17 protein-coding genes, 2 tRNA genes and 1 riboswitch are annotated in these 21,773 nt (G+C 65.0%); of the genes, 2 read left to right on the plus strand and 17 right to left on the minus strand.

What is annotated here, in order from left to right; genetic code table 11:
* Window positions 1-34 precede the first annotated feature (34 nt).
* The 13 genes from ACQCS0_RS12705 to ACQCS0_RS12765 all read right to left on the minus strand — a co-directional run bounded on the left by ACQCS0_RS12705 (window position 35) and on the right by ACQCS0_RS12765 (window position 13,460).
* Window positions 35-110, minus strand: a tRNA-Ala gene (locus ACQCS0_RS12705).
* A 144-nt stretch (window positions 111-254) separates the two neighbouring features.
* Window positions 255-327 (minus strand) — tRNA-Ala (locus tag ACQCS0_RS12710).
* A gap of 100 nt (window positions 328-427) precedes the next feature.
* A complete protein-coding gene (rsfS, locus tag ACQCS0_RS12715; RefSeq protein ID WP_185260756.1) occupies window positions 428-829 on the minus strand; it encodes a ribosome silencing factor in 402 nt (133 codons plus the stop codon).
* A gap of 48 nt (window positions 830-877) precedes the next feature.
* Complete coding sequence (locus tag ACQCS0_RS12720) at window positions 878-2,200, minus strand: hypothetical protein (RefSeq protein WP_426938503.1); 1,323 nt, start codon at window positions 2,198-2,200, stop codon at window positions 878-880.
* Between the two features lie 7 nt (window positions 2,201-2,207).
* Window positions 2,208-2,837, minus strand: a complete 630-nt coding sequence (gene nadD / locus ACQCS0_RS12725) for a nicotinate-nucleotide adenylyltransferase (RefSeq protein WP_354154941.1) — start codon at window positions 2,835-2,837, stop codon at window positions 2,208-2,210.
* Window positions 2,838-2,877: 40 nt separating this feature from the next.
* Window positions 2,878-3,108, minus strand: a complete 231-nt coding sequence (locus ACQCS0_RS12730) for a hypothetical protein (RefSeq protein ID WP_354154921.1) — start codon at window positions 3,106-3,108, stop codon at window positions 2,878-2,880.
* A gap of 75 nt (window positions 3,109-3,183) precedes the next feature.
* Entirely contained in the window at window positions 3,184-4,536 is a 1,353-nt protein-coding gene (locus ACQCS0_RS12735; protein WP_354154922.1) for a glutamate-5-semialdehyde dehydrogenase, read from the minus strand.
* A gap of 26 nt (window positions 4,537-4,562) precedes the next feature.
* A complete protein-coding gene (gene proB, locus ACQCS0_RS12740; RefSeq protein ID WP_354154923.1) occupies window positions 4,563-5,711 on the minus strand; it encodes a glutamate 5-kinase in 1,149 nt (382 codons plus the stop codon).
* Window positions 5,712-5,721: 10 nt separating this feature from the next.
* Window positions 5,722-7,311, minus strand: a complete 1,590-nt coding sequence (obgE, locus tag ACQCS0_RS12745) for a GTPase ObgE (protein WP_426938504.1) — start codon at window positions 7,309-7,311, stop codon at window positions 5,722-5,724.
* 115 nt (window positions 7,312-7,426) lie between these two features.
* Entirely contained in the window at window positions 7,427-7,690 is a 264-nt protein-coding gene (gene rpmA / locus ACQCS0_RS12750) for a 50S ribosomal protein L27 (protein WP_056340543.1), read from the minus strand.
* A 61-nt stretch (window positions 7,691-7,751) separates the two neighbouring features.
* A complete protein-coding gene (gene rplU / locus ACQCS0_RS12755) occupies window positions 7,752-8,060 on the minus strand; it encodes a 50S ribosomal protein L21 (protein ID WP_018773353.1) in 309 nt (102 codons plus the stop codon).
* A 272-nt stretch (window positions 8,061-8,332) separates the two neighbouring features.
* Window positions 8,333-9,931, minus strand: a complete 1,599-nt coding sequence (thiD, locus tag ACQCS0_RS12760; RefSeq protein WP_426938505.1) for a bifunctional hydroxymethylpyrimidine kinase/phosphomethylpyrimidine kinase — start codon at window positions 9,929-9,931, stop codon at window positions 8,333-8,335.
* Window positions 9,914-10,011, minus strand: a riboswitch (TPP riboswitch). (Overlaps the previous gene by 18 nt.)
* A 101-nt stretch (window positions 10,012-10,112) precedes the next feature.
* A complete protein-coding gene (locus ACQCS0_RS12765; RefSeq protein ID WP_426938506.1) occupies window positions 10,113-13,460 on the minus strand; it encodes an Rne/Rng family ribonuclease in 3,348 nt (1,115 codons plus the stop codon).
* A 468-nt stretch (window positions 13,461-13,928) separates the two neighbouring features.
* On the opposite strand from ACQCS0_RS12765, the gene ACQCS0_RS12770 reads away from it, so the two are divergent.
* A complete protein-coding gene (locus ACQCS0_RS12770) occupies window positions 13,929-14,603 on the plus strand; it encodes a vitamin K epoxide reductase family protein (protein ID WP_426938507.1) in 675 nt (224 codons plus the stop codon).
* Between the two features lie 137 nt (window positions 14,604-14,740).
* On the opposite strand, the gene ndk is transcribed toward ACQCS0_RS12770, so the two are convergent.
* From ndk to ileS, 4 genes are read right to left on the minus strand one after another with little or no spacing between them, the layout of a single operon-like run.
* Window positions 14,741-15,160, minus strand: coding sequence for a nucleoside-diphosphate kinase (ndk, locus tag ACQCS0_RS12775; RefSeq protein WP_426938508.1), 420 nt, complete (start codon window positions 15,158-15,160; stop codon window positions 14,741-14,743).
* 39 nt (window positions 15,161-15,199) lie between these two features.
* Entirely contained in the window at window positions 15,200-15,646 is a 447-nt protein-coding gene (locus ACQCS0_RS12780; RefSeq protein WP_354154928.1) for a DUF4233 domain-containing protein, read from the minus strand.
* 2 nt (window positions 15,647-15,648) lie between these two features.
* Window positions 15,649-17,007 (minus strand): folylpolyglutamate synthase/dihydrofolate synthase family protein, encoded by a 1,359-nt coding sequence (locus ACQCS0_RS12785; RefSeq protein WP_354154929.1) that lies wholly within the window; start codon window positions 17,005-17,007, stop codon window positions 15,649-15,651.
* A 3-nt stretch (window positions 17,008-17,010) separates the two neighbouring features.
* Window positions 17,011-20,349, minus strand: coding sequence for an isoleucine--tRNA ligase (ileS, locus tag ACQCS0_RS12790; protein WP_426938509.1), 3,339 nt, complete (start codon window positions 20,347-20,349; stop codon window positions 17,011-17,013).
* 385 nt (window positions 20,350-20,734) lie between these two features.
* Here ileS and ACQCS0_RS12795 point away from each other — a divergent pair, with 385 nt between their 5' ends.
* Entirely contained in the window at window positions 20,735-21,748 is a 1,014-nt protein-coding gene (locus ACQCS0_RS12795; protein ID WP_354154931.1) for an endonuclease/exonuclease/phosphatase family protein, read from the plus strand.
* Window positions 21,749-21,773 lie beyond the last annotated feature (25 nt).

Genomic DNA, 21,773 nt, shown 5'->3' on the forward strand with positions numbered 1-21,773 from the left:
GGGTGGCTCCTTTTTTACGGACCATGGTCCTGTTTGGTGGAGCTGAGGGGACTCGAACCCCTGACCCCCTGCATGCCATGCAGGTGCGCTACCAGCTGCGCCACAGCCCCAAACTTCTGCTCTACAAGCGGTGCAGACCGCCCGAAGCAACCTGATCAGCTTAATAGAATTCTGCGCGGTGCGCCAATCGGTAGGTGAGTTTTCCTGCCATAAAAAAATCCGCCGGAATCTTTCGATTCCGGCGGATTATCCGGTGGAGCTGAGGGGACTCGAACCCCTGACCCCCTGCATGCCATGCAGGTGCGCTACCAGCTGCGCCACAGCCCCGGACCTTCGTTACTCCGCGGTCTCCCCGGAGCAACTCAAATATCTTAGACCAGCTTTTCCGAAAATTCCAAATCGGGCATATTCGGGCCCGCGAGGCCTGCTATTCGGAGTCGGAAGCCGCCGTCGTCTTGGCTGAGGTGTCTTCGCCCAGCTGCAGGTCAACTACAGGGCAGTCCTTCCACAGACGCTCCAGGGCGTAGAAAACGCGGTCCTCTTCATGCTGGACGTGGATGACGATGTCCGAGTAATCCAGCAGCACCCAGCGCCCGCCGGAGCGGCCTTCGCGGCGTACCGGACGGAGGTCCTGCTTGGAAAGTTCTTCTTCGATGCCGTCAACGATGGCGTTGACCTGGCGCTCGCTCGGCGCGGATGCGATGAGGAAAACGTCTGCCAGCGCCAGGCGTTCGCTGACATCGAGGGCCACGATGTCGTGGGCGATCTTGTCCGCGGCGGCCTTGGCGGCTTGGCGGGCAATGGCGATGGATGAATCTGTTGCAGTCATGGGACTCCTTGTAGTTTTCTAAAGCTTCGTAAAAGGGGCGTTACCTTGTCAGCCGGAGATGCCGCTGACAATGAGGATGACGCCGGAAATAAGGGCCACGATCCCAAAAGCCAGAACGAGGACCTGCATGAGCCGGAGCCGTTTCGCGCGGGCCAGGCCTGCCGTTGCCGCATCCAGCGGCTCCAGCCCGTGTGCTGACCGCGCCGGGATGCGCGGCAGGTCAGCGAACAGGTCGTCCGGCTCCCCCACCGGCGTATCAGCCATGACGGGCTGGACGGGGACGATACGTTTCGGCGCCGTGGCCGCTCTGGCAGCAGCTTCCGCCCGGGCGATCACCCTGGAACGGCCCGAAGCGGCTGCCTGCGCAGAACCCGCGGCCGGCGCCGTTGAAGCAGTGGACGGCCGGCGGCCCTTCCCGCCGGCCCGGACCCTCGGTCCGGGCTGGGTCATCAGTGGCACGTAGGAGGTCGCCGGGGGTTTCATCACAGGACGGTCGATGCCGGGTACCCGCACAAATTCCAGCGGCGTCACCATGGCGAGGTTGTCGGCGGTGGCCGGGCCAGTCTGGGGAACGGATTGGGTGGCCTGCGTGGTGGCAGCCTGGGTGGGCGCTGGTACCGGCTGCGCAGGGGCAGCCTGTTCGGCCAGCTTCTGCTTGGCCATTGCCCGGCGGTTGAGCACCGCCGCACGCTCGGCCAAGGCGATCTGTTCCGCAAGGATGTCCGGATCCACGGCTTCGGGGTCCAGCGAGGCGATGTGTTCCATCTTGGCCAGTTGGTTCCTGGCCTGCTCGGCGATGAGGGCGCGGGCCGCGAGAGCCTGTTCCACGCTCATGCCAGCCGGAATACCTGAATCCTTGTTCGGCGCGGAGGGCCCGGCATTTTCTGCGGATACAGCGGTGCCGTGACCCGGCTTCGACGGGCCTGGCTTGGCTTGACCTGGCTTGGCTTGACCCGGTTTGGCCTGGCCCGGTTTGGCCTGCCCTGGCTTAGGTTGGCTCGGCGCAGGTTGGCTTGGCAGGGGCTGCCCCATGGGAGCGGGAATGATGGGATTGGCCGAAGTGACGGCCTGTTCCTTCAGTTGCTGGAGCCGCAGCTGCCTGCGGGTCGGAGGGCCCCCAGCGGAAAGCTGGCCCTCTTTCTCTTCAAGTTCCTTGATGGCACGAAGGGCCGCGCGGTCGCGGGCCCTGATCTGCGAGGACCGCTGCGCCGGGGTCTGCTCGGGGACGGAGTCCACCGGGGTATCAGCCGCGCGCCGTTGTTTTGAGGCAGGCGAAATCTGGCCCGGGCCGTTGGACCCGGGAGCCGTGTTCTCATCTCTGGCCTGTCGCAGTTCGCGGCGGCTGCGGACGGGGGGCTTTTCCTGACTCATTGAGGACTCATTCAGTACTGGCTGGCTCATCTGTTTCGGTAGTTCGGACGTCCACGGGATCTGATCCCTCGGCGTACAGACCATATTTGGCGATGTATTGGACCACTCCGTCCGGCACGAGGTACCAAACGGGGTTGTTCCCGGCTACGCGGACACGGCAGTCCGTGGACGAGATGGCCATGGCGGGCACCTCGAGAAGGCTCACGTCTTTGCGGCCCATGCCATCAAGCACATGTCCTGGCCGTGTCACGCCGACAAAATGCGCCAGGGACCAAAGCTCGTCAATGTCTTTCCAGGACAGGATCTGCGCCAGCGCATCCGCGCCGGTAATGAAGAACAGATCCGCATCCGGACGCTGGGTCCGGAGATCCCTCAAGGTATCAATGGTATAGGTGGGACCGGGCCGATCAACATCCACCCTGCTGACGGTGAACCGGGGGTTTGATGCCGTGGCGATCACCGTCATAAGGTAGCGGTGCTCAGGCTCGCTGACCTGCTTGTGCGACTTCTGCCACGGCTGCCCCGTGGGGACAAAGACCACTTCATCCAGGCCGAACTTGGCGGCCACCTCGCTGGCTGCAACAAGGTGGCCGTGGTGGATAGGATCAAACGTCCCGCCCATCACGCCCAGCCGCAGCCGCCCCTGCGCACCGTCACGGTGCAGAACACGCGAAATGTCAGTGGCCTTGGCCGTGGTCGTGCTTGTTGGGGTGCTGGCGGTGCGGATCAGCGTGCTCGTCCGTTACCGCATGCCGGTTGCCCAGGTTGGAGTAGGACCACGTCACGAACATCAGCACCAGCAGAATGGCGAAAATGGATACGCCGAAGACCCACGGCTCAGCCCAGATCGGAGCGGGGGCGTGTTCCCCACCTTCGGCAACGGTCATGGCAATCTGCTGGAGTAGCATTTTCTCCCCTAAGGCTCAAGGATGTGGCAGCGGATTGTCCCGCCGTTCCGGACTTCTGTCTATATTACCGCGTTGCTACCCGCGGATCTGGCCCTCGCCCTGAACGATCCACTTAGTGGTGGTCAGCTCAGTCAGTCCCATGGGGCCGCGCGCGTGCAGCTTCTGCGTGGAGATGCCAACCTCGGCACCCAGGCCCAGCTCACCGCCGTCAGTAAACCGCGTGGACGCGTTGACGATCACCGCCGCCGAATCAATCTCGGCGATAAACCGTTCCGCGTTAGCGAGGTTGTTAGTAAGGATGGCTTCGGTGTGGCCCGTGGTCCAGGTCCGGATGTGCTTCACGGCATCATCCAGGCTGTCCACCATGGCCACGGCGAGGTCCAGGTCCATGTACTCGGTTGCCCAGTCCTCATCAGTTGCCGGCTCGGACTCAATAGAGGACGGCAGGGCCGCCCGGATGCGCTCGTCGGCATGGAGCGTGACGCCGGCACCGCGCAGCGCGGCGGCCACAGCGGGCAACACAGTGGACTTCGAATGGACCAGCAGGGTCTCCACGGTGTTGCAGACACTGGGCCGCTGGGTCTTGGAGTTCAGGAGGATCTCCACCGCCATGTCCTCGCTGGCGGATTCATCGATGAAGATATGCACATTGCCCTCACCGGTCTCGATGACCGGCACGGCGGCGTTCAGCACCACGGACTGGATCAGGTCCCGGCCGCCGCGCGGAATCAGGACATCAACCCGGCCGCGGGCACGCATCAGCGCATTCGCACCTTCACGGCCGAACTGGTCCACAGTCTGAATGGCGTCCGCCGGCAGCCCGACGGAGTGCAGGGCTTCGCGGAGGATCTGGACCAGTGCTTCGTTGGTGAAAGCGGCCGCAGTACCGCCGCGGAGGATGACGGCGTTCCCGCTCTTGAGGCCAAGTCCGGCAATATCTACCGTAACGTTAGGGCGGGCCTCGTAAATGGCGGCCACCACTCCCAAGGGCACGTTGATCTGGCGCAGGCGCAGCCCATTGGGCAAGGTCTGGCCGCGGACGACGTTTCCTACCGGATCCGGCAGGCTGGCCAGGTTCTCCAGGGAAGCGACGAGCCCGTCGATCCGGGTGTCAGTCAGGGTGAGGCGGTCCAGCAGGGCCGCCGACGTGCCGTTGGCTTTGCCGGCCGCAACATCCTTGGCGTTCGCGGACAGGATCAAGTCCTTCCGCTCCAGCAGTGCAGCACCGATTGCCCGGAGGCCACTGTCCTTCAAGGCGCGGTTGGCTCCGGACATCTGGCGGGCAGCCTGCCGTGAGCGGTCAGCGATGATGTGGACGGCTGCCTCGACCTCCGCCGGAGTGGGGGTACTCCCCCGTTCCGGCCCGGAAGGAACCGCGTTCGAATTGTTGGAAGTGCCAGGGGCTTGGGAAATCAGTGCCTCAGTCATCCTTCAAGTCTAGGCGAGCGGACCGCTCAGACCAGCACCAGGTCGTCGATATGGACAACCTCACGGTCGAAGCCGCGGCCCAGGGACTCGCCCAGTTCCACTGTGGAGCGGCCCAGCATCTGGGGCAACTCTTCGGAAGAGTAATTCACCAAACCGCGCGCGATGACGGTACCGTCGCCGGCCACCATCTCGACGGCGTCGCCGGCTTCGAAGGTGCCGTCCACCGATGAAATTCCGGCGGGGAGCAGCGAGTAGCGATTGTCCCGCACAGCATGCACGGCGCCGTCGTCAAGAAAGAGCCGGCCCTGGACATGCGCCAGATGGGCGAGCCACATCATCCGCACGGACTTCCGGCCGCTGTTGACGGTGAACCAGGTCCCCACGTCTTCACCGGCCAGGGCGGCTGCGGCGTTCGCGGTGGAGGTGACCAGCGCCGGGATGCCGGAATCGGCGGCCATGATGGCAGCCTCGACCTTAGTCTGCATTCCGCCGGTGCCTACGCCTGCCTTGCCCGGCTTCCCGATGGTCACTGCCTCAAGATCTTCGGGGCCGTCCACCTGGGAGATGCGCTTGGCGCCCTTGGCGGGCGGACCATCGTATATCGAGTCGACGTCGGACAGCAGGATCAGGGCGTCAGCACGGACCAGATGGGCCACTAGCGCTGAGAGCCTGTCGTTGTCGCCGAAACGGATCTTGTGCGTGGCAACGGTGTCGTTTTCGTTGACCACCGGCACCACGCCGAGGTTGAGGAGGCGGTTCAGTGCACGGAACGCGTTCGCGTGGTGGCTGCGACGCATGAGGTCATCTGCAGTCAGCAGCACCTGGCTGACGGTGACGCCGTGGGCGCCGAATGCGTGCGTGTAGCGCGCCATGAGCAGGCCCTGGCCCACGCTGGCGGCGGCCTGCTGGGTGGCGAGGTCGCGCGGGCGCTTCACCAGACCGAGGGGGGCAAGCCCTGCGGAAATGGCTCCCGAGGAAACCAGGATAATTTCCGCGCCGGCGTTATGTTTGGCGGCCAAAACATCTGCGAGGGCGGTGAGGGACTCTTCCGAAATGCCGCCCTTGATGCTGGTCAGCGACGACGACCCTACCTTGACAACAATCCGGCGGGCCCGGGCGAGCACACTGCGGTCGTCTTTGGGTTCCTCGATGATTACGGCGGAATTTTCGGTCATTTCAGTGGCCTCACTCGTCATCTTCAACGCCCAGTCCACTTTCAGTGACCGGCTTGGCAGCGCGGCGGCCGCTGACCGATTCGGTCCAGATCCCGGCCTTGCGCTCTGCCTCGAGTTCGGCGCGGGCGGCGGCCTTGGCCTCCCGGCGTTCGACCTGCTCGTCCCGCTTCTGCCCGCGGGTAGGCCTGTCGCCAATGTCGGCGAAGCGGACGTCGGTGCCACGTGGCGCCGCCAGCAGTTCCGCGCCGGCCATCATAGTGGGTTCCCAGTCGAAGACAACGCCGTCGTCCTCGCCGATTACCACAGTGTCGCCCGGAGTGGCGCCCTGCTTGAACAGTTCATTTTCGACGCCGAGCTTAGCCAGCCGGTCGGCGAGGTAACCGATGGCTTCCTCGTTAGTGAAGTCGGTCTGCTTGACCCAGCGGACGGGCTTGTCGCCCAGTACGCGGAAGAGCGGCTCGAGGTTCTTTTCCTCGCGGCGGATCTTGAAACCGGATTCGTTGACAGCCCGGGGCCGCAGAATGGGCGGCTGGACCTTGGGCGGGGCGGCCGCGAGAGCGGCACGGGCGGCCTGGACGATTTCCGCCATGGCGAAGCCCAGCTGGCGGAGACCCTCGTGGCTGGTAGCCGAGATCTCGAAGACCCGGTAGCCGCGTGACTCGAGTTCCGGGCGGACAAATTCAGCCATGTCCTTGCCGTCCGGAAGGTCTACCTTGTTCAAGGCGACCAGGCGCGGGCGGTGGTTCAGCGGAACCACTTCGCCGTCGGCACCCGCGAAGCTCATGTCTACGGAGTACTTTTCCAGCTCGGCCTCGATGATGGCGAGATCCGCCAACGGGTCACGGTCCGATTCAAGCGTGCCGCAGTCCAGTACGTGTACCAAGGCGGCGCAGCGCTCCACGTGGCGCAGGAAGTGGTGGCCAAGACCCTTGCCTTCGCTGGCGCCCTCGATGAGGCCCGGGACGTCGGCAATGGTGAAGCGGACGTCACCGGACTGGACAACACCCAGGTTCGGGATCAGGGTGGTAAAGGGGTAATCAGCGATCTTGGGCCGCGCGGCAGACATGGCCGCGATCAGGCTTGATTTGCCGGCAGAGGGGAAACCCACCAGTGCGATGTCCGCGATGGACTTCAGTTCCAGGACTATGTCACGGGTGTCACCCTCGATGCCCAGCAGGGCGAAGCCTGGGGCACGGCGCTTCTGCGAGGACAGTGAGGCATTGCCAAGGCCGCCCAGACCACCGGCAGCCGCCACGTATTCGGCGCCTTCGCCGACGAGGTCCGCCAGGACGGTGCCGTCCTTGGCCTTGACCACGGTGCCGTCCGGTACGGGCAAGATGAGGGTTTCCCCGCTCTTGCCGCCGCGCCAATCACCCATGCCGGGGCCACCGTTGGTGGCGTGGCGGTGCGGGGCGTGGTGGTAGTCCAGCAGCGTGGTGGTCTGGTGATCAACGCGCAGGATGACGTCACCGCCATCGCCGCCGTTGCCGCCGTCGGGACCGCCCAGGGGCTTGAACTTCTCCCGGTGAACAGAGACACAGCCGTGGCCGCCGGTACCGCCGGATACGTGCAGTACTACCCGGTCTACAAAGCTCGCCACGTGGATCTCCTCAGTGCTGTTTCCGGACGCCCAAGGGCGCCAAGATGATTGTAATGCGGTTAAAAGAATAGTGGAGCGGACCAAATGGCCCGCTCCACCGTTTCAGAACTATTTGTTACTCTGCAGCTGCAGCAGCAACGATGTTGACAACGCGGCGACCGCGGCGTGTGCCGAACTGGACGGCTCCCGGTGCCAGTGCGAACAGTGTGTCGTCGCCGCCACGGCCAACGCCAGCGCCCGGGTGGAAGTGGGTGCCACGCTGGCGGACAATGATCTCGCCTGCGGAAACTACCTGACCACCGAAGCGCTTGACGCCGAGGTACTGGGCGTTGGAGTCACGACCGTTGCGAGTGGAACTCGCGCCTTTTTTATGTGCCATTTGAAATGCCTGCCTTTAAATTCTGGGGAATCTGCTGAAGAACCTGAACAGTAACGAAGAGTTACTTGATACCCGTGATCTTGACCTTGGTCAATTCCTGACGGTGACCCTGGCGCTTCTTGTAACCGGTCTTGTTCTTGAACTTCTGGATGACGATCTTCGGACCACGGAGGTCTTCGAGGATCTCAGCCGTAACCGTTACCTTGGCCAGGTCCGCAGCAGCAGAGGTGACTTTGTCACCGTCTACCAGGAGCAGTGCGGGCAACTCAAAAGTGCTGCCGGCTCCACCGGGGACGCGGTTCAGGGTAACGAAGTCTCCAACGGAAACCTTCTCTTGGCGGCCGCCTGCGCGGACAATCGCGTACACCACTTGGGAACTCACTTCTCTCGACGTTTATTACTAAATTTGCGTGCTGAACCCGATTCAATAATCGGCCGGGTTCTCGCTGTGCCTCAACGCCGTGGGGTCGTAACCCAAGTGTTGGCGTAAGCACCGAAGATCTAGAATACGCTAATTTTGCCTTCGGCCGCAAATGAGGCTGGTTACGGTCGGTTGTCTGTGCTAGGACCCATAAGCAGGTACTGCACTGACAATCCGAAACCGTGCCTGACTATCGTACAGGCCACGCGGGCCCTTGACTGTCAGGAATGAATTCGCGGCGCGTCGAAGAATTCCACTTCGAACCGGCACGACTGCCTGAACGCCACGAGCATCGCCGCACGTTCATCCGCGGAAGCGCTCCGGCCGGCCTCGTCAGCCAAGGCGATGGCGTCGCGGGTGGCCTGCGCGAAGTCCTCGTCAGCGTAGGCCCGCAGCCAGTCGGCATAGGGGTGTTCCTTCGGTGCACCGGCGGCCAGGAACTCCGCGTGGAGGGTCTGTCCCACCTCGGCGTACAACCAGAAGCACGGCAGCACCGCAGCGACGAGGACCGCGTAGCTGCCGGAGGCCGAGGCTGCCAGCAGGTGGTCCACGTAGGACTTGGTGACTGGGCCAAGGGCGGAGTCCACCGTCCTGGTGCTCAGCCACGTGCGGTGCAGCTCGGATTCGACCTCAAGGCATTGCCGGGCAGACTTTGCCCAGAACGTCTGCGCGGCTTCCGTGGGCGCCAGCGCACTGGCCCGGGCCAGGACCCGCGAATAGCCGTTCAGGTAGATGGCGTCCTGCGCAAGGTAGTAGCCGAACTCTTCCTCAGCCAACGTGCCGCCCGCCAGGTCGCGGATGAAATCCAGCCCGTAGATGGCCGCAAGATCCGGCGCCGACGCCCGCTGGAGCGTCTGGGCGAATTCGCCGGCTGCCGGAACCTGTTTCATGTGGTGGAAGTGGTTGATGGGGCCGTGGCCACCGCCCACCTCCAGCTGATCAGCGGCCTGCAGTGCGCCGACCAGCCAAGGCTTCACTTGCCGTAGCGCGGATTCCCAGTTCCCCAGCCTGGCCTGGGCCGTAGCCATAGCCGACGACAACGAGCAGCCGGTGCCGTGGCTGTTGCGGGTTGGGATCCTGTCACCGCTCACTTCCACTACCTCCTGGGCGAGCAGCCCGGCGGCGTTGACCAGGGCATCCGGGCACGCACCGCCGTCGAGATGGCCGCCCTTGACCAGGACCGTGGCACCGGCCGCGGCGGACAACCGCTGCCCCTGTCCGAGCGCATCAGGCCAGTCCCGCGCCTGCGGCTCCCCCACCAGGATGGCCAATTCGGCCAGGTTGGGGGTGATCAGGTCAGCGAGCGGGAGCAGCTCCCGCAGAGCTGCCTCGGCAGACTCCTGCAGCAGCCGGTCACCGCTCGTGGCCACCATCACCGGATCGAGAACGACGACGGCGGGACGCGCCTTTTCCAGCCAGTCCCGGACCACGCCAATCACCGCAGCATCGCCGAGCATGCCGATCTTGACCGCATCGATGGTGATGTCGTCGCTGATGGCGTCCAGCTGCTGGCCCAGGAAGGATGCCGGCGGCACGTGAACCGCCTGCACCCCCTGGGTGTTCTGGACTGTCAGTGCAGTGATGGCCGCCATGCCGTAGCCGCCAAGAGCCGCAATGCTTTTGAGGTCGGCCTGGACGCCCGCGCCGCCTGACGGGTCCGATCCGGCAATGGACAGCACCCGCGGGACGTCACGCAGCACCTGGACGTTGCCAGACCGGCCTGGCGCAGGCCGGACCTCACCCTGGTTTGCTGAGATATCCGGCAGAACCGCCGCGGGCGTTGCAGGAGGAAGGACAGAACTTGAAGCCAAAGGAGACATCCCTTCGCCGGTGCTAGCCGGACAGGTTCAACGGGTGTGGATCTCAGCCGGCTCTCTGCGCGGCACCCCGTGTCAGTCACCAGCCTAGCGTCCCTCGGGATTTAACGCAGGACGCCCGGACGCAGCCTGTGATTCACAGACACGTCCGGGCGCCGTTGTAGAGGCTTGCCCTGCTGCTTCGTTAGAGCTCCGAGGCCGGAACCCCAACACCGAGGATGATAGGCGCGTTGATGGCCGCAGGCTTCTCAGCCACCTTGACGGACTCCGGGGCCTTGGCGGCGTGGGAGTGTCCAGCGGCAGCCGCCGGACCGGCTTCGTGATGCTCCACAGACGTGGCGTTGGCTGCGCCCTGGGCACGGCTGGCGCTCCGGTTCCGCCGGGGACGGCGGGCGAGGGGCGCCTCGGTGTGGTCGGAGTAATCCTCCTCCGCCACTGCCGGCTGGTGCTGACGGGCAGGTTCGCCCGGTTGGCTTGCAGCTGCCTGGACTGCGGACGGCTCGTTTTCCACGACAGGGGCTGGCTCGCCAAGGTGGGCGAAGGCCTCCGCGAGGCGGTCAAGCGTCAGGGCCGGTGCGTGCGGCTGGTCCTCGTGATGGGCCACGAACGGCAGCACCACCTGCTCGCCGCCGAACGTCAGCACAGCGGCCGGACGGCCATTGGAGTCCATCTCGGGCCGCGAAGCCGGCACTGGTGCAGCCGGAGCTTGTCCCGCCGCAGCTGATGCGCGAGCCACTTCGTCGTCGTGCACGTGCGCAGCGTGGGCTGCGGCCGCAATGTTCGCAAGCGCGGCCCGCGTGGCCTCGGCCTTGGCGTGGCGCTCGGCGTCACTGGGTTCCGGGTGGACCGTGTGGATCTGCACCGGCGCTGCCGGTGCCGTTTCCAGTTGCTGGCCGCCACGTCCGCGGCGGCGCTTCCGGTCAGTGCGGCCACCCGGCTGGCTGTCCGAGCGCTGGCTGTCCGGGCGCTGGCTGTCGGTGCGCATGGTGTCAGCGCGCATGCTGTCACCATGCTGATCGTTGATGCGCGGTTCCTGCCGGCTGTCCACCCGCTGCACGTGGTGCACATGGTGCTCAGCGGCTACGGTATTGGCGCGGCGGTGCTCTACGGGGTCGTCGTGGGTGACGATTCCGCGGCCTGCACAGGATTCGCACTGCTCCCCGAAGACTTCCAGGAGTCCGGTACCCATGCGCTTTCGCGTCATCTGCACGAGGCCCAGCGACGTCACTTCTGCAACCTGGTGCTTGGTCCGGTCACGGCCCAGGCACTCCACCATGCGGCGAAGAACCAGGTCCCGGTTGGATTCCAGGACCATGTCTATGAAGTCGATGACGATGATGCCGCCGATGTCCCGTAGCCGGAGCTGCCGGACCACTTCTTCAGCTGCCTCGAGGTTGTTCTTGGTGACGGTTTCTTCGAGGTTGCCACCGCTGCCGGTGAACTTGCCGGTGTTGACGTCCACTACGGTCATGGCTTCGGTGCGGTCAATGACCAGCGAGCCGCCCGAAGGCAGGAAGACCTTACGTTCCAGGGCCTTGTGGATCTGCTCGTCGATCCGCCACGCGGCGAAGATATCCTGGTCCTTGGTCCACTTTTCCAGGCGGCCCACGAGGTCCGGGGCAACGTACGTGACGTAGGCCTCGATGGTGTCCCAGGCCTCTTCACCCGAGACAATAAGCTTGGAGAAGTCCTCGTTGAAGACGTCACGGACCACCTTGATGGTGAGGTCCGGTTCGCCGTAGAGGAGCTCGGGCGCGAGGATCTTGGTCGACGTGGACTGGCTTTCGATGCCCTCCCACTGCGCGCGCAGCCTGTTGATGTCGTGCGTGAGCTCCTCTTCCGAGGCGCCTTCGGCAGCGGTGCGAACAATTACCCCGGCGTGCTCGGGGAGGCGGTCCTTGAGGATGCGCTTGAGCCGGTTGCGCTCGACGTCGGGCAGTTTGCGGGAGATGCCGGTCATGGAGCCGCCGGGCACGTAGACGAGGTAGCGGCCGGGCAGCGAGATCTGGCTGGTCAGGCGTGCACCCTTGTGGCCCACGGGATCCTTGGTGACCTGGACCAGGACGGTGTCGCCGGACTTGAGCGCGTTTTCGATCCGGCGCTGCTTGCCTTCGAGGTTAACGGCTTCCCAGTTCACTTCACCGGCATAAAGGACGGCGTTGCGGCCGCGTCCGATGTCAACAAACGCCGCTTCCATGGACGGCAGCACATTCTGCACCTTGCCGAGGTAGACGTTGCCGATCAGGGAGTCCTGCTGGGTCTTGGAGACAAAGTGCTCGGCCAGCACACCGTCTTCGAGGACGCCGATCTGGATTCTGTCGTCGCGCTGGCGGACAATCATCTGCCGGTCCACTGATTCGCGGCGGGCCAGGAACTCGGCCTCGGTGATGACGGTGCGGCGGCGGCCGGTATCACGGGATTCGCGGCGGCGCTGCTTCTTGGCTTCGAGGCGGGTGGAACCCTTGACGGATGTGACGCGGTTGTTGACCGGCGCTTCCGTGGCTGCACGCGGCGCACGGACGCGGGTCACCGTGTTGGGCGGGTCGTCGCCTTCTCCGCCGGTCAGTTCCAGATCCTGGTCGCCACGGCGGCGACGGCGACGGCGACGGGAGGTCACGCCTTCGTCGGCCTGCCCGGCGGATTCCTCATCAGCTTCTTCGGCTGCGCCGTCTTCACCTTCGTTGTCACTGTCAGCATCACTTTCGCCGGTACGGCTGCGTCCCCGCCGGCCACGGCTGCGGCGCCTGCGGCGGCCGCTGGCGTCGTCCGTTTCACCGTCTTCGGCCTCGTCCTCTTCCGGCTCTTCAGCCACGGCGGCAGCCGGTGCCGGACGGACCGCGCTGCTGAGGTCAGGGGCTTGGAAAAGCACCGACGTGGTTGACGCCGGCTCAAGGAACAGTGAACTGAACGGGCCGGCAGACTCGGCAGCACCCGGTTCTCCAGCCTGCGCGGCGGCAGCGTCGACGGCGGCCGCCTTGACGGGCGCGGCGGCGGCGGTTGCTGCGGGCGCGGCAGCTTCCGCAGCTGCGGCTCCCGCTGCGTCCGGGGCCGGAATTACTGCTGCTTCGGCGGCTGCCTGCTCCGCGGGAGCTGTCAGGTCTACGGCCGTGGGGGCGACGTCGGGGGCCGACGTTTTGCGCGTGGCAACGCGGCGTCGGCGGACGGGCTTGGTCTCCGTTGCAGCCTCTGGGGCTGCAACCTCCGAGGCTGCGGCTTCGGCGGCGGGTTCGACCACAGCAGGCTCTACGCCCGTCTCGGCAACAACGGCGTCAGCTGTCTCCAGAACCTCAGCAGCGAACGCCGGCAACGGTTCGGCGGTGTCCACCTTCTTACGTGCGCGGGTCCGGCGAACCGGCACCTTGGGCTCCGGCGCGGCGTCCGTCGCAGGCTCAGCCTCGACGGCGTCAGTTACGGGCCCTTCCTCCGCAGCCTTCGGCACTGCCTTCCGGCGCGTCCGGGCGACCTTCTTGGGCGCTTCGGTAACTTCGGCAACGGCTTCATCATTAACGGCTGGTGCTTGTTCGTTTTGCATATGTGGCAACACTCCTGCCCCTGACGCACCGCCACATCCGGCACCCGTTGGGGCACATATTGTCAAAACCCGCGGGCGTTGACAGAAGTCAAGTGGATACTCCCAGGTTCGCACCGGCAGAGGGGTGCGGCAGCCCGTGGGAGCCGTCGGCTGTGTCCTGAAACCCGTTGTTCTACACGCCACAACCAGGTGCCGACCAATGGAATTGCGGGAAGCCGGATCAGAGAATCCGAAGCCTGCCCTGCTCATCATTGGCGGTCTTGAAACAAGCCACCGGACCGGAGTCCGCATGTGGGTCGGCCTCCAGCCATCTTCATTCTCTCACACCCGGGCTGAAGGCGGCGGAAGCAAGGGCGACGGAAGCAAGGGCGACGGATCCGTAGGTGATGGCCCCGGTTGAATGCTCCTTCCAGCCGCCGGCGTTACAATCGGGGCAAGGAGCACCCGAAGCAAAGGACGCCACACACCATGCCTAGCATTTCCTCCCACGGCACCGACACGCCGGCTGCCTCCAGTGCGGCAGAGCCGTTGCCCGACTCGCCAGGGACTGTGCCGCCGATGGCACGTAACCGGCCGTTCGGCTGGCTGATGGTCATCACCGGCGCCATTGGCTGGCTGGCCTCAGGATCACTGGTCCTTGAAAAGATCGCCCTCCTGGAGGACCCGAATCACGTAACAGCCTGCGACGTGAATCCGTTTATCTCCTGCGGCCAGGTCATGCAGACGTGGCAGAGCTCGGCGTTCGGGTTCCCCAACATGTTTATGGGCATCGTGGCGTTCGCTGTCATCATCACTGTGGGCATGGCCCTGCTGTCCGGCGCCACGTTCGCCCGCTGGTACTGGGCAGGACTCCAGACCGGCGTCACGCTCGGCTTCGCGTTTGTGGTGTGGCTTTGGTTCCAGGCCCTCTACGACATCCGCATCCTGTGCCCGTTCTGCATGATCGTCTGGGCCGTAATGATACCGCTCTTCGTCTGGGTAACCATCCGTAACGTCGTCCACGGCATCATCCCCGTCCCGTCAGCAGCAGCACGTGTGCTGGGCGAATCAGGCTGGATTATCACGGCGTTGCTGTACGTGGCCGTCATCGCCAGCATCTTCTTCGCGTTCATCCAGGTGTTTGCCGGACCGTCGGGCTTCTAACGCGGGCCCCGGAAGACGCACAAACGGCGCGAACGAACAAGCGCGAACGAACACTTGAGGCCCCGGTTTCCCGGGGCCTCAAGTGTCCGTTCGCGCTGTGGGCCTCAAGTGTCCGTTCGCGCAGCTGGCGGGTGGACTTAGTCCTGGAACCAGATCTTGACTTCGCGCTCGGCCGAGTCCACGGAGTCGGAGCCGTGCACCAGGTTCTGCTGGACCTTCAGGCCCCAGTCGCGGCCGAAGTCGCCACGGATGGTGCCGGGGGCGGCAGTGGTGGGATCGGTGGTGCCGGCCAGGGACCGGAAGCCTTCAATGACGCGGTGGCCTTCGAAGATCGCGGCCACAACCGGTCCGCTGAGCATAAATTCCACGAGGGGCTCGTAGAACGGCTTGCCCACGTGCTCTTCGTAGTGCTGCTCCAATAGTTCCCGGCTGGCGTCGACCTTCTTCAGTTCAGCCAGGGTGTAGCCCTTGGCCTCAATGCGGCCCAGGATGGCGCCGCTGAGGTTGCGGGCAACGCCGTCGGGCTTGATCAGTACCAGGGTGCGCTCAATGGTCATAGCTGCTCCAATGCGTAATGGGTGGGTTTTGGGACAATTCTACGAGGCTTCCGGGGCGTCCCCTTGCGAGGCGCTCCACTCAGCCTGTTCGCGTTCGCGCTTTGCGGCTTCGGAATCAATCCTGATGCCGGTGCGGATTCCATACCACCAGGCCAGGCCGAACAGCGCGCCAACAAGGAACATCATGGGCTCAATAATGCCCGTCAGGATCAGCACAATCTGCAGGATCCAGCCCAGCGCCACGCCCCACGGCCTGGACAGCACAGCGCAGGCAAGGACCATCACGACGCTCAAAGCGATGCCAATCCCCAGGATCAGCGCCGGCGGAAACTCACCGCGCTTGAGTCCGAAGACGGCCAGCGTCGCGAAGAACACCACAAACGCCTCAAGGAGCAGGACGGTGGAGGCAAACATCACCTTGGTGGACCGGCGCTTCCTGGGCATTCCCGGGCGCCATTCTCGCTGGGCTTTGGTCAGCTTGGCCATGCCTAGGCCTCCGTCTTTCCGAGCAGGATCCGGGCTTCCGCCACGAGGGTGATGGACCCCGTGACCAGGACCCCGCCGGAGAGGTCGTCGTTGGCTTCGGCTCGTTCCACGGCCCATTCGATGGCGTCGTCGAGTTTCTCCGCAATGTGGATGTTGTCTTCGCCGAAGCCCATTTCCGCGGCCAGTTCGGCCAGTTCGGCCGCGGGCACTGCTCTCGGCGAGTTGGACTGGGTGAAGCAGTATTCCTGGGCAATGTCGCCCAGGGATTCCTTGAGCTGGCGCAGGATCTCTTCGGCGTCCTTCTCCTTCAGAACTCCGACCACCGGCACCAGCCGGGTGAAAGTGAAGGCCTCCTGGATGGCCTCGGCCGAGACCCTGATGCCGTCCGGGTTGTGGGCCGCGTCCACGATGATGGTGGGCGCCGTACGGACAACCTCAAGGCGGCCCGGGGACGTGACGGATGCGAAGGCTTCCTGGAGCACCTCGGCGTCAAGTTCCTTCTCGCCGCCGAAAAAGGCCTCGAGGGCTGCCACTGCCACTGCGGCGTTCTGGGCTTGGTGCGCGCCGTGCAGCGGCAGCAACAGTTCCGGGTAACGGCCGGCGATGCCCTGGATACTCACCACCTGGCCGCCCACGGCCACTGTCCGGGATTCGACGCCGAACTCCACGCCTTCAAACCGGAACGGGACTGCCACTTCCTTGGCTTTTTCGAGCAGCACCTGAGCAGCATCAACAGGCTGCGAGGCGCTGATGAGGTAACCGCCGGGCTTGATGATGCCGGCCTTCTCGTAGGCAATCTCCTCAGTGGTATCGCCCAGCAGATCGGTGTGGTCCAGTGAGATAGGGGTGACCACGGAAACGAGGCCATCGCCCACGTTGGTGGCATCGGTGATGCCGCCCAGGCCCACCTCGATCACGGCCACGTTGACGGGCTGGTCCGCGAAGATTGCGAAGCCCAGGATGGTCAGGCACTCGAAGTACGTGAGCCGGGGCTCCCCCGCAGCGGTGAGTTCGTCGTCGACGATCTGCAGGTACGGGCGGATCTCGTCCCAGATCCGGACGAACGTTTCGTCAGAGACGGGGTGGCCGTCGATGCTGATCCGTTCGGTGACCTTGGACAGATGCGGGCTGGTATAGCGTCCGGTGCTCAGGCCGTGCGCGCGCAGCCCGGCCTCAATCATCCGGGCCGTGGAGGTCTTGCCGTTGGTGCCGGTCACATGGATGATCGGGAACGCCTTGTTGGGCTCCCCCAGTACATCCATCGCCCGGAACAGCGGCGCAAGACGAGGTTCCATCTTGTTTTCCGGTGCACGCCCCAGCAGCTCGGCGTAGACACTTTCCACGGAGAATTCGTCAGTCATGGCTCAGGCCTCTGCTTTTTCGACGGCAATGCGTGATTCGCCGGACTCAGCCGGAACGGTGGCCAGCTCCAGGGTCAGGGTTTCGGTCTTGACCAGCTCGGCGTTGGCCAGGAGGGCCTCCAACACGGTGGCAACGGCGGTGACGGTGGTCCGAATCCGGTCGCTCACGTTCAGTCCGGCGTCCTTGCGTGCCTGCTGGATGGCGCGGACCATGTCGCGTGCAGTCCCTTCGGCCTCAAGTTCTGGAGTGACTTCGGTGTTCAGGACCACGAAGCCGCCGCCCGGAAGGACAGCTACTGAAGCTGAACCGCCGTCGGACTCCGCCACTACTGTCTCCAGCGTGTATTCCTGGGGTTCCAGCTCCAGGCCGCCGGAAACAACGACTCCGTCGACACCGTCGATTGTTTGGACCGACCAGTCACCGGACTTGGCGCCCTTGATGGCCTGCTGAACGTTCTTGCCCAGGCGCGGTCCTGCGGCCCGGGCGTTGACCACGAGCTTCTGCTCGATGCCGAACTCCTCCGGGGAGGCCCTCTCGGCGTCCAGCAGGCGCACGGAGCGCAGGTTCAGTTCATTGGCGACGACGGCGGCGAAGCCTCCCAGCGCATCCGCGCCGGGAGCCACAACGGTCAGTTCCTGCAGCGGCAGCCGCACGCGCAGGTTCGCGGCCTTGCGCAGCGAGGATCCGGCGGAGCAGATCTGCTGCACGCGGTCCATCGCTTCCACCAGCGAAGCGTTCGCCGGGAACAGGTCCGCGTCGGGCCAATCGGCCAGGTGCACGGAGCGGCCGCCGGTGAGGCCGCGCCAGATCTCCTCGGTGACCAGCGGCAGCAGCGAGGCGGCCACGCGGGACACGGTTTCGAGCGCCGTGTAGAGCGCGTCGAACGCGTCAGCGCTCTCGTCAAAGAAGCGCTGGCGGCTGCGGCGGACGTACCAGTTGGTGAGCATGTCCAGGTAACTGCGCAGTTCGTCGCAGGCACCGGAGATGTCGTAGCTGTCCAGCTGGGCGGTCATGTTCCGGACCAGGTCGCCGGTGTTGGCCAGCAGGTATTGGTCCAGGGTGTCGGCGTACCCGTCGTAGCGGAGCTTCGCGTCGTAGCCCTTACCGCCGTCGGCAGCGTTCGTGTAGAGCGTGAAGAAGCTGTAGACGTTCCACAGCGGCAGGATGACCTGGCGGACGCCGTCGCGGATTCCCTGTTCGGTGACCACCAGGTTGCCGCCGCGCAGGATGGGGCTGGACATCAGGAACCAGCGCATGGCGTCGGAGCCGTCGCGGTCCAGGACCTCGGAGACGTCCGGATAGTTGTGCAGGCTCTTGGACATCTTCTGCCCGTCCGAGCCGAGCACGATGCCGTGGCTGATGACGTTCCGGAAGGCCGGCCGGTCAAACAGTGCGGTGGAGAGGATGTGCAGCATGTAGAACCAGCCGCGGGTCTGTCCGATGTACTCGACGATGAAGTCCGCCGGGTTGTGGGTGTCGAACCAGGCTTCGTTTTGGAACGGGTAGTGCACCTGGCCGTAGGGCATGGAGCCGGAGTCGAACCAGACGTCCAGGACGTCCTCGACGCGTCGCATCACGGACTGTCCCTCTTCGGGGGTCCGGGGGTCGTCCGGGTTGGGGCGGGTCAGTTCGTCGATGAACGGCCGGTGCAGGTCAACCTGGCCGGCCTTGTTGAGCGGCAGGCGGCCGAAGTCGGCTTTGATTTCGGCCAGGGAGCCGTAGACATCGGTGCGCGGGAATTCCGGGTCGGTGGACTGCCACACCGGAATGGGGCTGCCCCAGTAGCGGTTGCGACTGATGGACCAGTCGCGGGCGTTGGCCAGCCACTTGCCGAACTGGCCGTCCTTGACGTTCCCGGGGATCCAGTTGATGTCCTGGTTCAGTTCGGACATCCGGTCCTTGAACTTGGTGACTTCCACGTACCAGGAGGACACGGCGCGGTAGATCAGGGGGTTCCGGCAGCGCCAGCAGTGCGGGTAGCTGTGCTCATAACTGGCCTGGCGGACCAGCCGGCCCTGGGCGCGGAGCACCTGGGTGATGGGCTTGTTGGCCTCGAAGACCTGAAGGCCCACGATGTCGTGCAGGTCGCCGTGGCCGAACAGCGGCAGGAACTTGGCGCCTTCATCCACTGACAGGACCACCGGGATGCCGGCCTCTTCACAGACCTTCTGGTCGTCCTCGCCGTAGGCAGGTGCCTGGTGGACGATGCCCGTGCCGTCGGTTGTGGTGACGTAGTCGGCCACGAGGAAGCGCCAGGCGTTCTGCGTCCCATACTTTTCGTCGTCGCGGAAGTCGTTCCACAGCGGCTCGTAGGACAGGCCGGCAAGTTCGGCACCGGTGTGGGTTGAGGTCACGGCGGCCTCAGCGGAATCCAGATCCTCATAGCCCAGGTCCTTGGCGTAGGCGGCTAGCAGGTCAGCGGCCAGGAGGAAGCTTCCGGTAACCGGCGCGTCCGGCGAGGCGGCCTTGACGCCGTTGGGCCCGGCCGGCAGCACGGCGTAGGTGATGGAGGGCCCGACGGCGAGCGCCAGGTTGGTGGGCAGTGTCCAGGGCGTGGTGGTCCAGGCAAGCGCCTGCACGCCGGCGAGCTGCTTCGACAGCTCCGACTCCCCTGCCGTGATGGGGAATGTCACCGTGACAGTCTGGTCCTGGCGGTTCTTGTAGACGTCGTCGTCCATGCGCAGTTCATGGTTGGACAGCGGCGTTTCGTCCTTCCAGCAGTATGGCAGCACGCGGTAGCCGTTGTAGGTCAGGCCTTTTTCGTGCAGCTGCTTGAACGCCCACAGGACCGATTCCATGTATTCGACGTTGAGGGTCTTGTAGTCGTTGTCGAAGTCCACCCAGCGGGCCTGGCGGGTGACGTAGCTCTTCCACTCGTCCGCGTACTTCATCACCGAGGCGCGGCAGGCGTCGTTGAACTTGTCGATGCCCATGGCCTCGATCTGGGTCTTGTCCGTCATGCCCAGCTGCTTCATGGCTTCCAGCTCGGCCGGCAGTCCGTGGGTGTCCCAGCCGAAACGGCGTTCCACGCGGCGGCCGCGCTGGGTCTGGTAGCGGCCAACCAGGTCCTTGGCGTAACCGGTGAGGAGGTGCCCGTAGTGGGGCAGACCGTTGGCGAAGGGAGGGCCGTCGTAGAAGACGAATTCGTTGCTGCCGGGCTGCCCGCCGGGGGCGTCGGCGCTGCGCTGGTCAATGCTGGCCTGGAAGGTGCCGTCCTGGTCCCAGTACTTCAGGATGCGCTCTTCAATCTCCGGAAACTTCACGGAGTGGGAGACACCGGCGGCAGCACCGCTCGAAACGTCAGCCGAAGGGGAGGCGGAGGCTTTAGGGTAATACGTCATTCTCGACATCCTGGGTTGAGCTGGTGAACCATTCAGCCGCTGCTGACTGGTTCCGTTCAGGATGCGAGGACGGCTCGTGTGCTGTCCTGGGACTGCACGCTTACCGCGGTACCACCTCACTTACCGGCACTCCACCATGCTCCGGGGAAGCTTGTTGGTGCGCCGGCCGCTCATTACTGCTGTGACGGGCTTACCCGTCCGGTTCTACTGACGTCGACGCCAGTCTCCTGGCGGTCAGCGCGTTCTTCCGGAAGCTCACCGGTGATTGCCGGGTCGTAGCCACCTTCGAGTCTACTATCGCTTGGCTCTCCTCCGCCATTCCTGGGCGGCCCGCGCGCACAGCACCAGTGCTCCGGAGCTCAGGGTGGTGCTTAGACTGACGGTCATGACTGCTTCCGGCCACGCCACAGCAAGAACGCGACCCACCACGCTGTTCAGGTGGCTATGGCTCCTGGCCACGGCGCCAGTGCTGGCCTTGTCTGTCTTCCGCGCCATTCCGGCGGAGTGGCCCGTTCTGGTGGTGCAGCTGCTGTCCTTTACACCGTGGCTTGCGGTGCCAGCCGCCGCAGCCCTGCTCCTGGCGTTCCTGGGACGGAGCCGCTGGCGGCAGTCCGTGGCCGCAGTGCTTGTGGCGTGCCATGCCTTCTGGCTTTTCCCTTTGGACGCGGCCCGGCCCGCTCCGGCCGCCGGCCTCCCGGCGGTGCAGCTGAAAGTCATGAACCTCAACTCCGAGTTCGGCCAGGCCGACGCCGGCGAAATCGTTCGCCTTGTCCGGGACAGCGGCGTGGATCTCCTCACGATCCAGGAACACACGAAGGGCCTCCAGGACCGGCTTTCGGCGGAGGGCCTGAACCGGTTACTGCCGAACCGGTTCAGCCAACCCACCAACGACGCCGGCGGCAGCGCCCTGTACTCGCGCTACCCAATGGAGCTGGTGGGCGTTGTCCCGGACACCCCGTTCAGGATGCCCACGGTCCGCGTGACGGCGGAGGCGGGCGGGTCGGTGGCCACGCTGGAAGTGACCAGCGTCCATGTGCTGCCGCCCGTGGATGTCAGGGTTGCCCAGTGGCGAAGTGACCTGGCCGCGGTGGGCAGGGTGGCGGAACAGCCTGGCAACCGGCTGCTCATCGGTGATTTCAACGCCACCTACGACCACGCCGAATTCAGGAGGATCCTGGACATCGGGGGCAGCGCTGCGGACAGGATGGTGGACGTTGGGGCGGCCTCGGGCTCGCGGGTGGTGCCCACCTGGCCCATGGACGGGCAACTGCTTCCCGGCATCACCATCGACCACCTGGTCACCAGCCCCGGACTGGCCAGCTCAGCCTACGAAGTCCACCGCGTGCCGGGAACGGACCACGCAGCCGTTCTGGCAACGTTGGCCATTCCTGCCGGCTGACCGGCTCCTGCTGACCGGTTCTTGG

The organism is Pseudarthrobacter sp. S6 (assembly GCF_050156575.1).
In the GTDB taxonomy this organism is placed as follows: domain Bacteria; phylum Actinomycetota; class Actinomycetes; order Actinomycetales; family Micrococcaceae; genus Arthrobacter.

What these genes read in the sequence shown, in the direction of transcription:
- rsfS (WP_185260756.1), bottom strand. Translation starts at nt 829, where the DNA reads ATGACTGCAACAGATTCATCCATCGCCATTGCCCGCCAAGCCGCCAAG.
- ACQCS0_RS12720 (WP_426938503.1), bottom strand. Translation starts at nt 2,200, where the DNA reads ATGAGTCAGGAAAAGCCCCCCGTCCGCAGCCGCCGCGAACTGCGACAG.
- ACQCS0_RS12730 (WP_354154921.1), bottom strand. Translation starts at nt 3,108, where the DNA reads ATGCTACTCCAGCAGATTGCCATGACCGTTGCCGAAGGTGGGGAACAC.
- ACQCS0_RS12735 (WP_354154922.1), bottom strand. Translation starts at nt 4,536, where the DNA reads ATGACTGAGGCACTGATTTCCCAAGCCCCTGGCACTTCCAACAATTCG.
- proB (WP_354154923.1), bottom strand. Translation starts at nt 5,711, where the DNA reads ATGACCGAAAATTCCGCCGTAATCATCGAGGAACCCAAAGACGACCGC.
- rpmA (WP_056340543.1), bottom strand. Translation starts at nt 7,690, where the DNA reads ATGGCACATAAAAAAGGCGCGAGTTCCACTCGCAACGGTCGTGACTCC.
- thiD (WP_426938505.1), bottom strand. Translation starts at nt 9,931, where the DNA reads ATGTCTCCTTTGGCTTCAAGTTCTGTCCTTCCTCCTGCAACGCCCGCG.
- ACQCS0_RS12765 (WP_426938506.1), bottom strand. Translation starts at nt 13,460, where the DNA reads ATGCAAAACGAACAAGCACCAGCCGTTAATGATGAAGCCGTTGCCGAA.
- ACQCS0_RS12770 (WP_426938507.1), top strand. Translation starts at nt 13,929, where the DNA reads ATGCCTAGCATTTCCTCCCACGGCACCGACACGCCGGCTGCCTCCAGT.
- ndk (WP_426938508.1), bottom strand. Translation starts at nt 15,160, where the DNA reads ATGACCATTGAGCGCACCCTGGTACTGATCAAGCCCGACGGCGTTGCC.
- ACQCS0_RS12780 (WP_354154928.1), bottom strand. Translation starts at nt 15,646, where the DNA reads ATGGCCAAGCTGACCAAAGCCCAGCGAGAATGGCGCCCGGGAATGCCC.
- ACQCS0_RS12785 (WP_354154929.1), bottom strand. Translation starts at nt 17,007, where the DNA reads ATGACTGACGAATTCTCCGTGGAAAGTGTCTACGCCGAGCTGCTGGGG.
- ileS (WP_426938509.1), bottom strand. Translation starts at nt 20,349, where the DNA reads ATGACGTATTACCCTAAAGCCTCCGCCTCCCCTTCGGCTGACGTTTCG.
- ACQCS0_RS12795 (WP_354154931.1), top strand. Translation starts at nt 20,735, where the DNA reads ATGACTGCTTCCGGCCACGCCACAGCAAGAACGCGACCCACCACGCTG.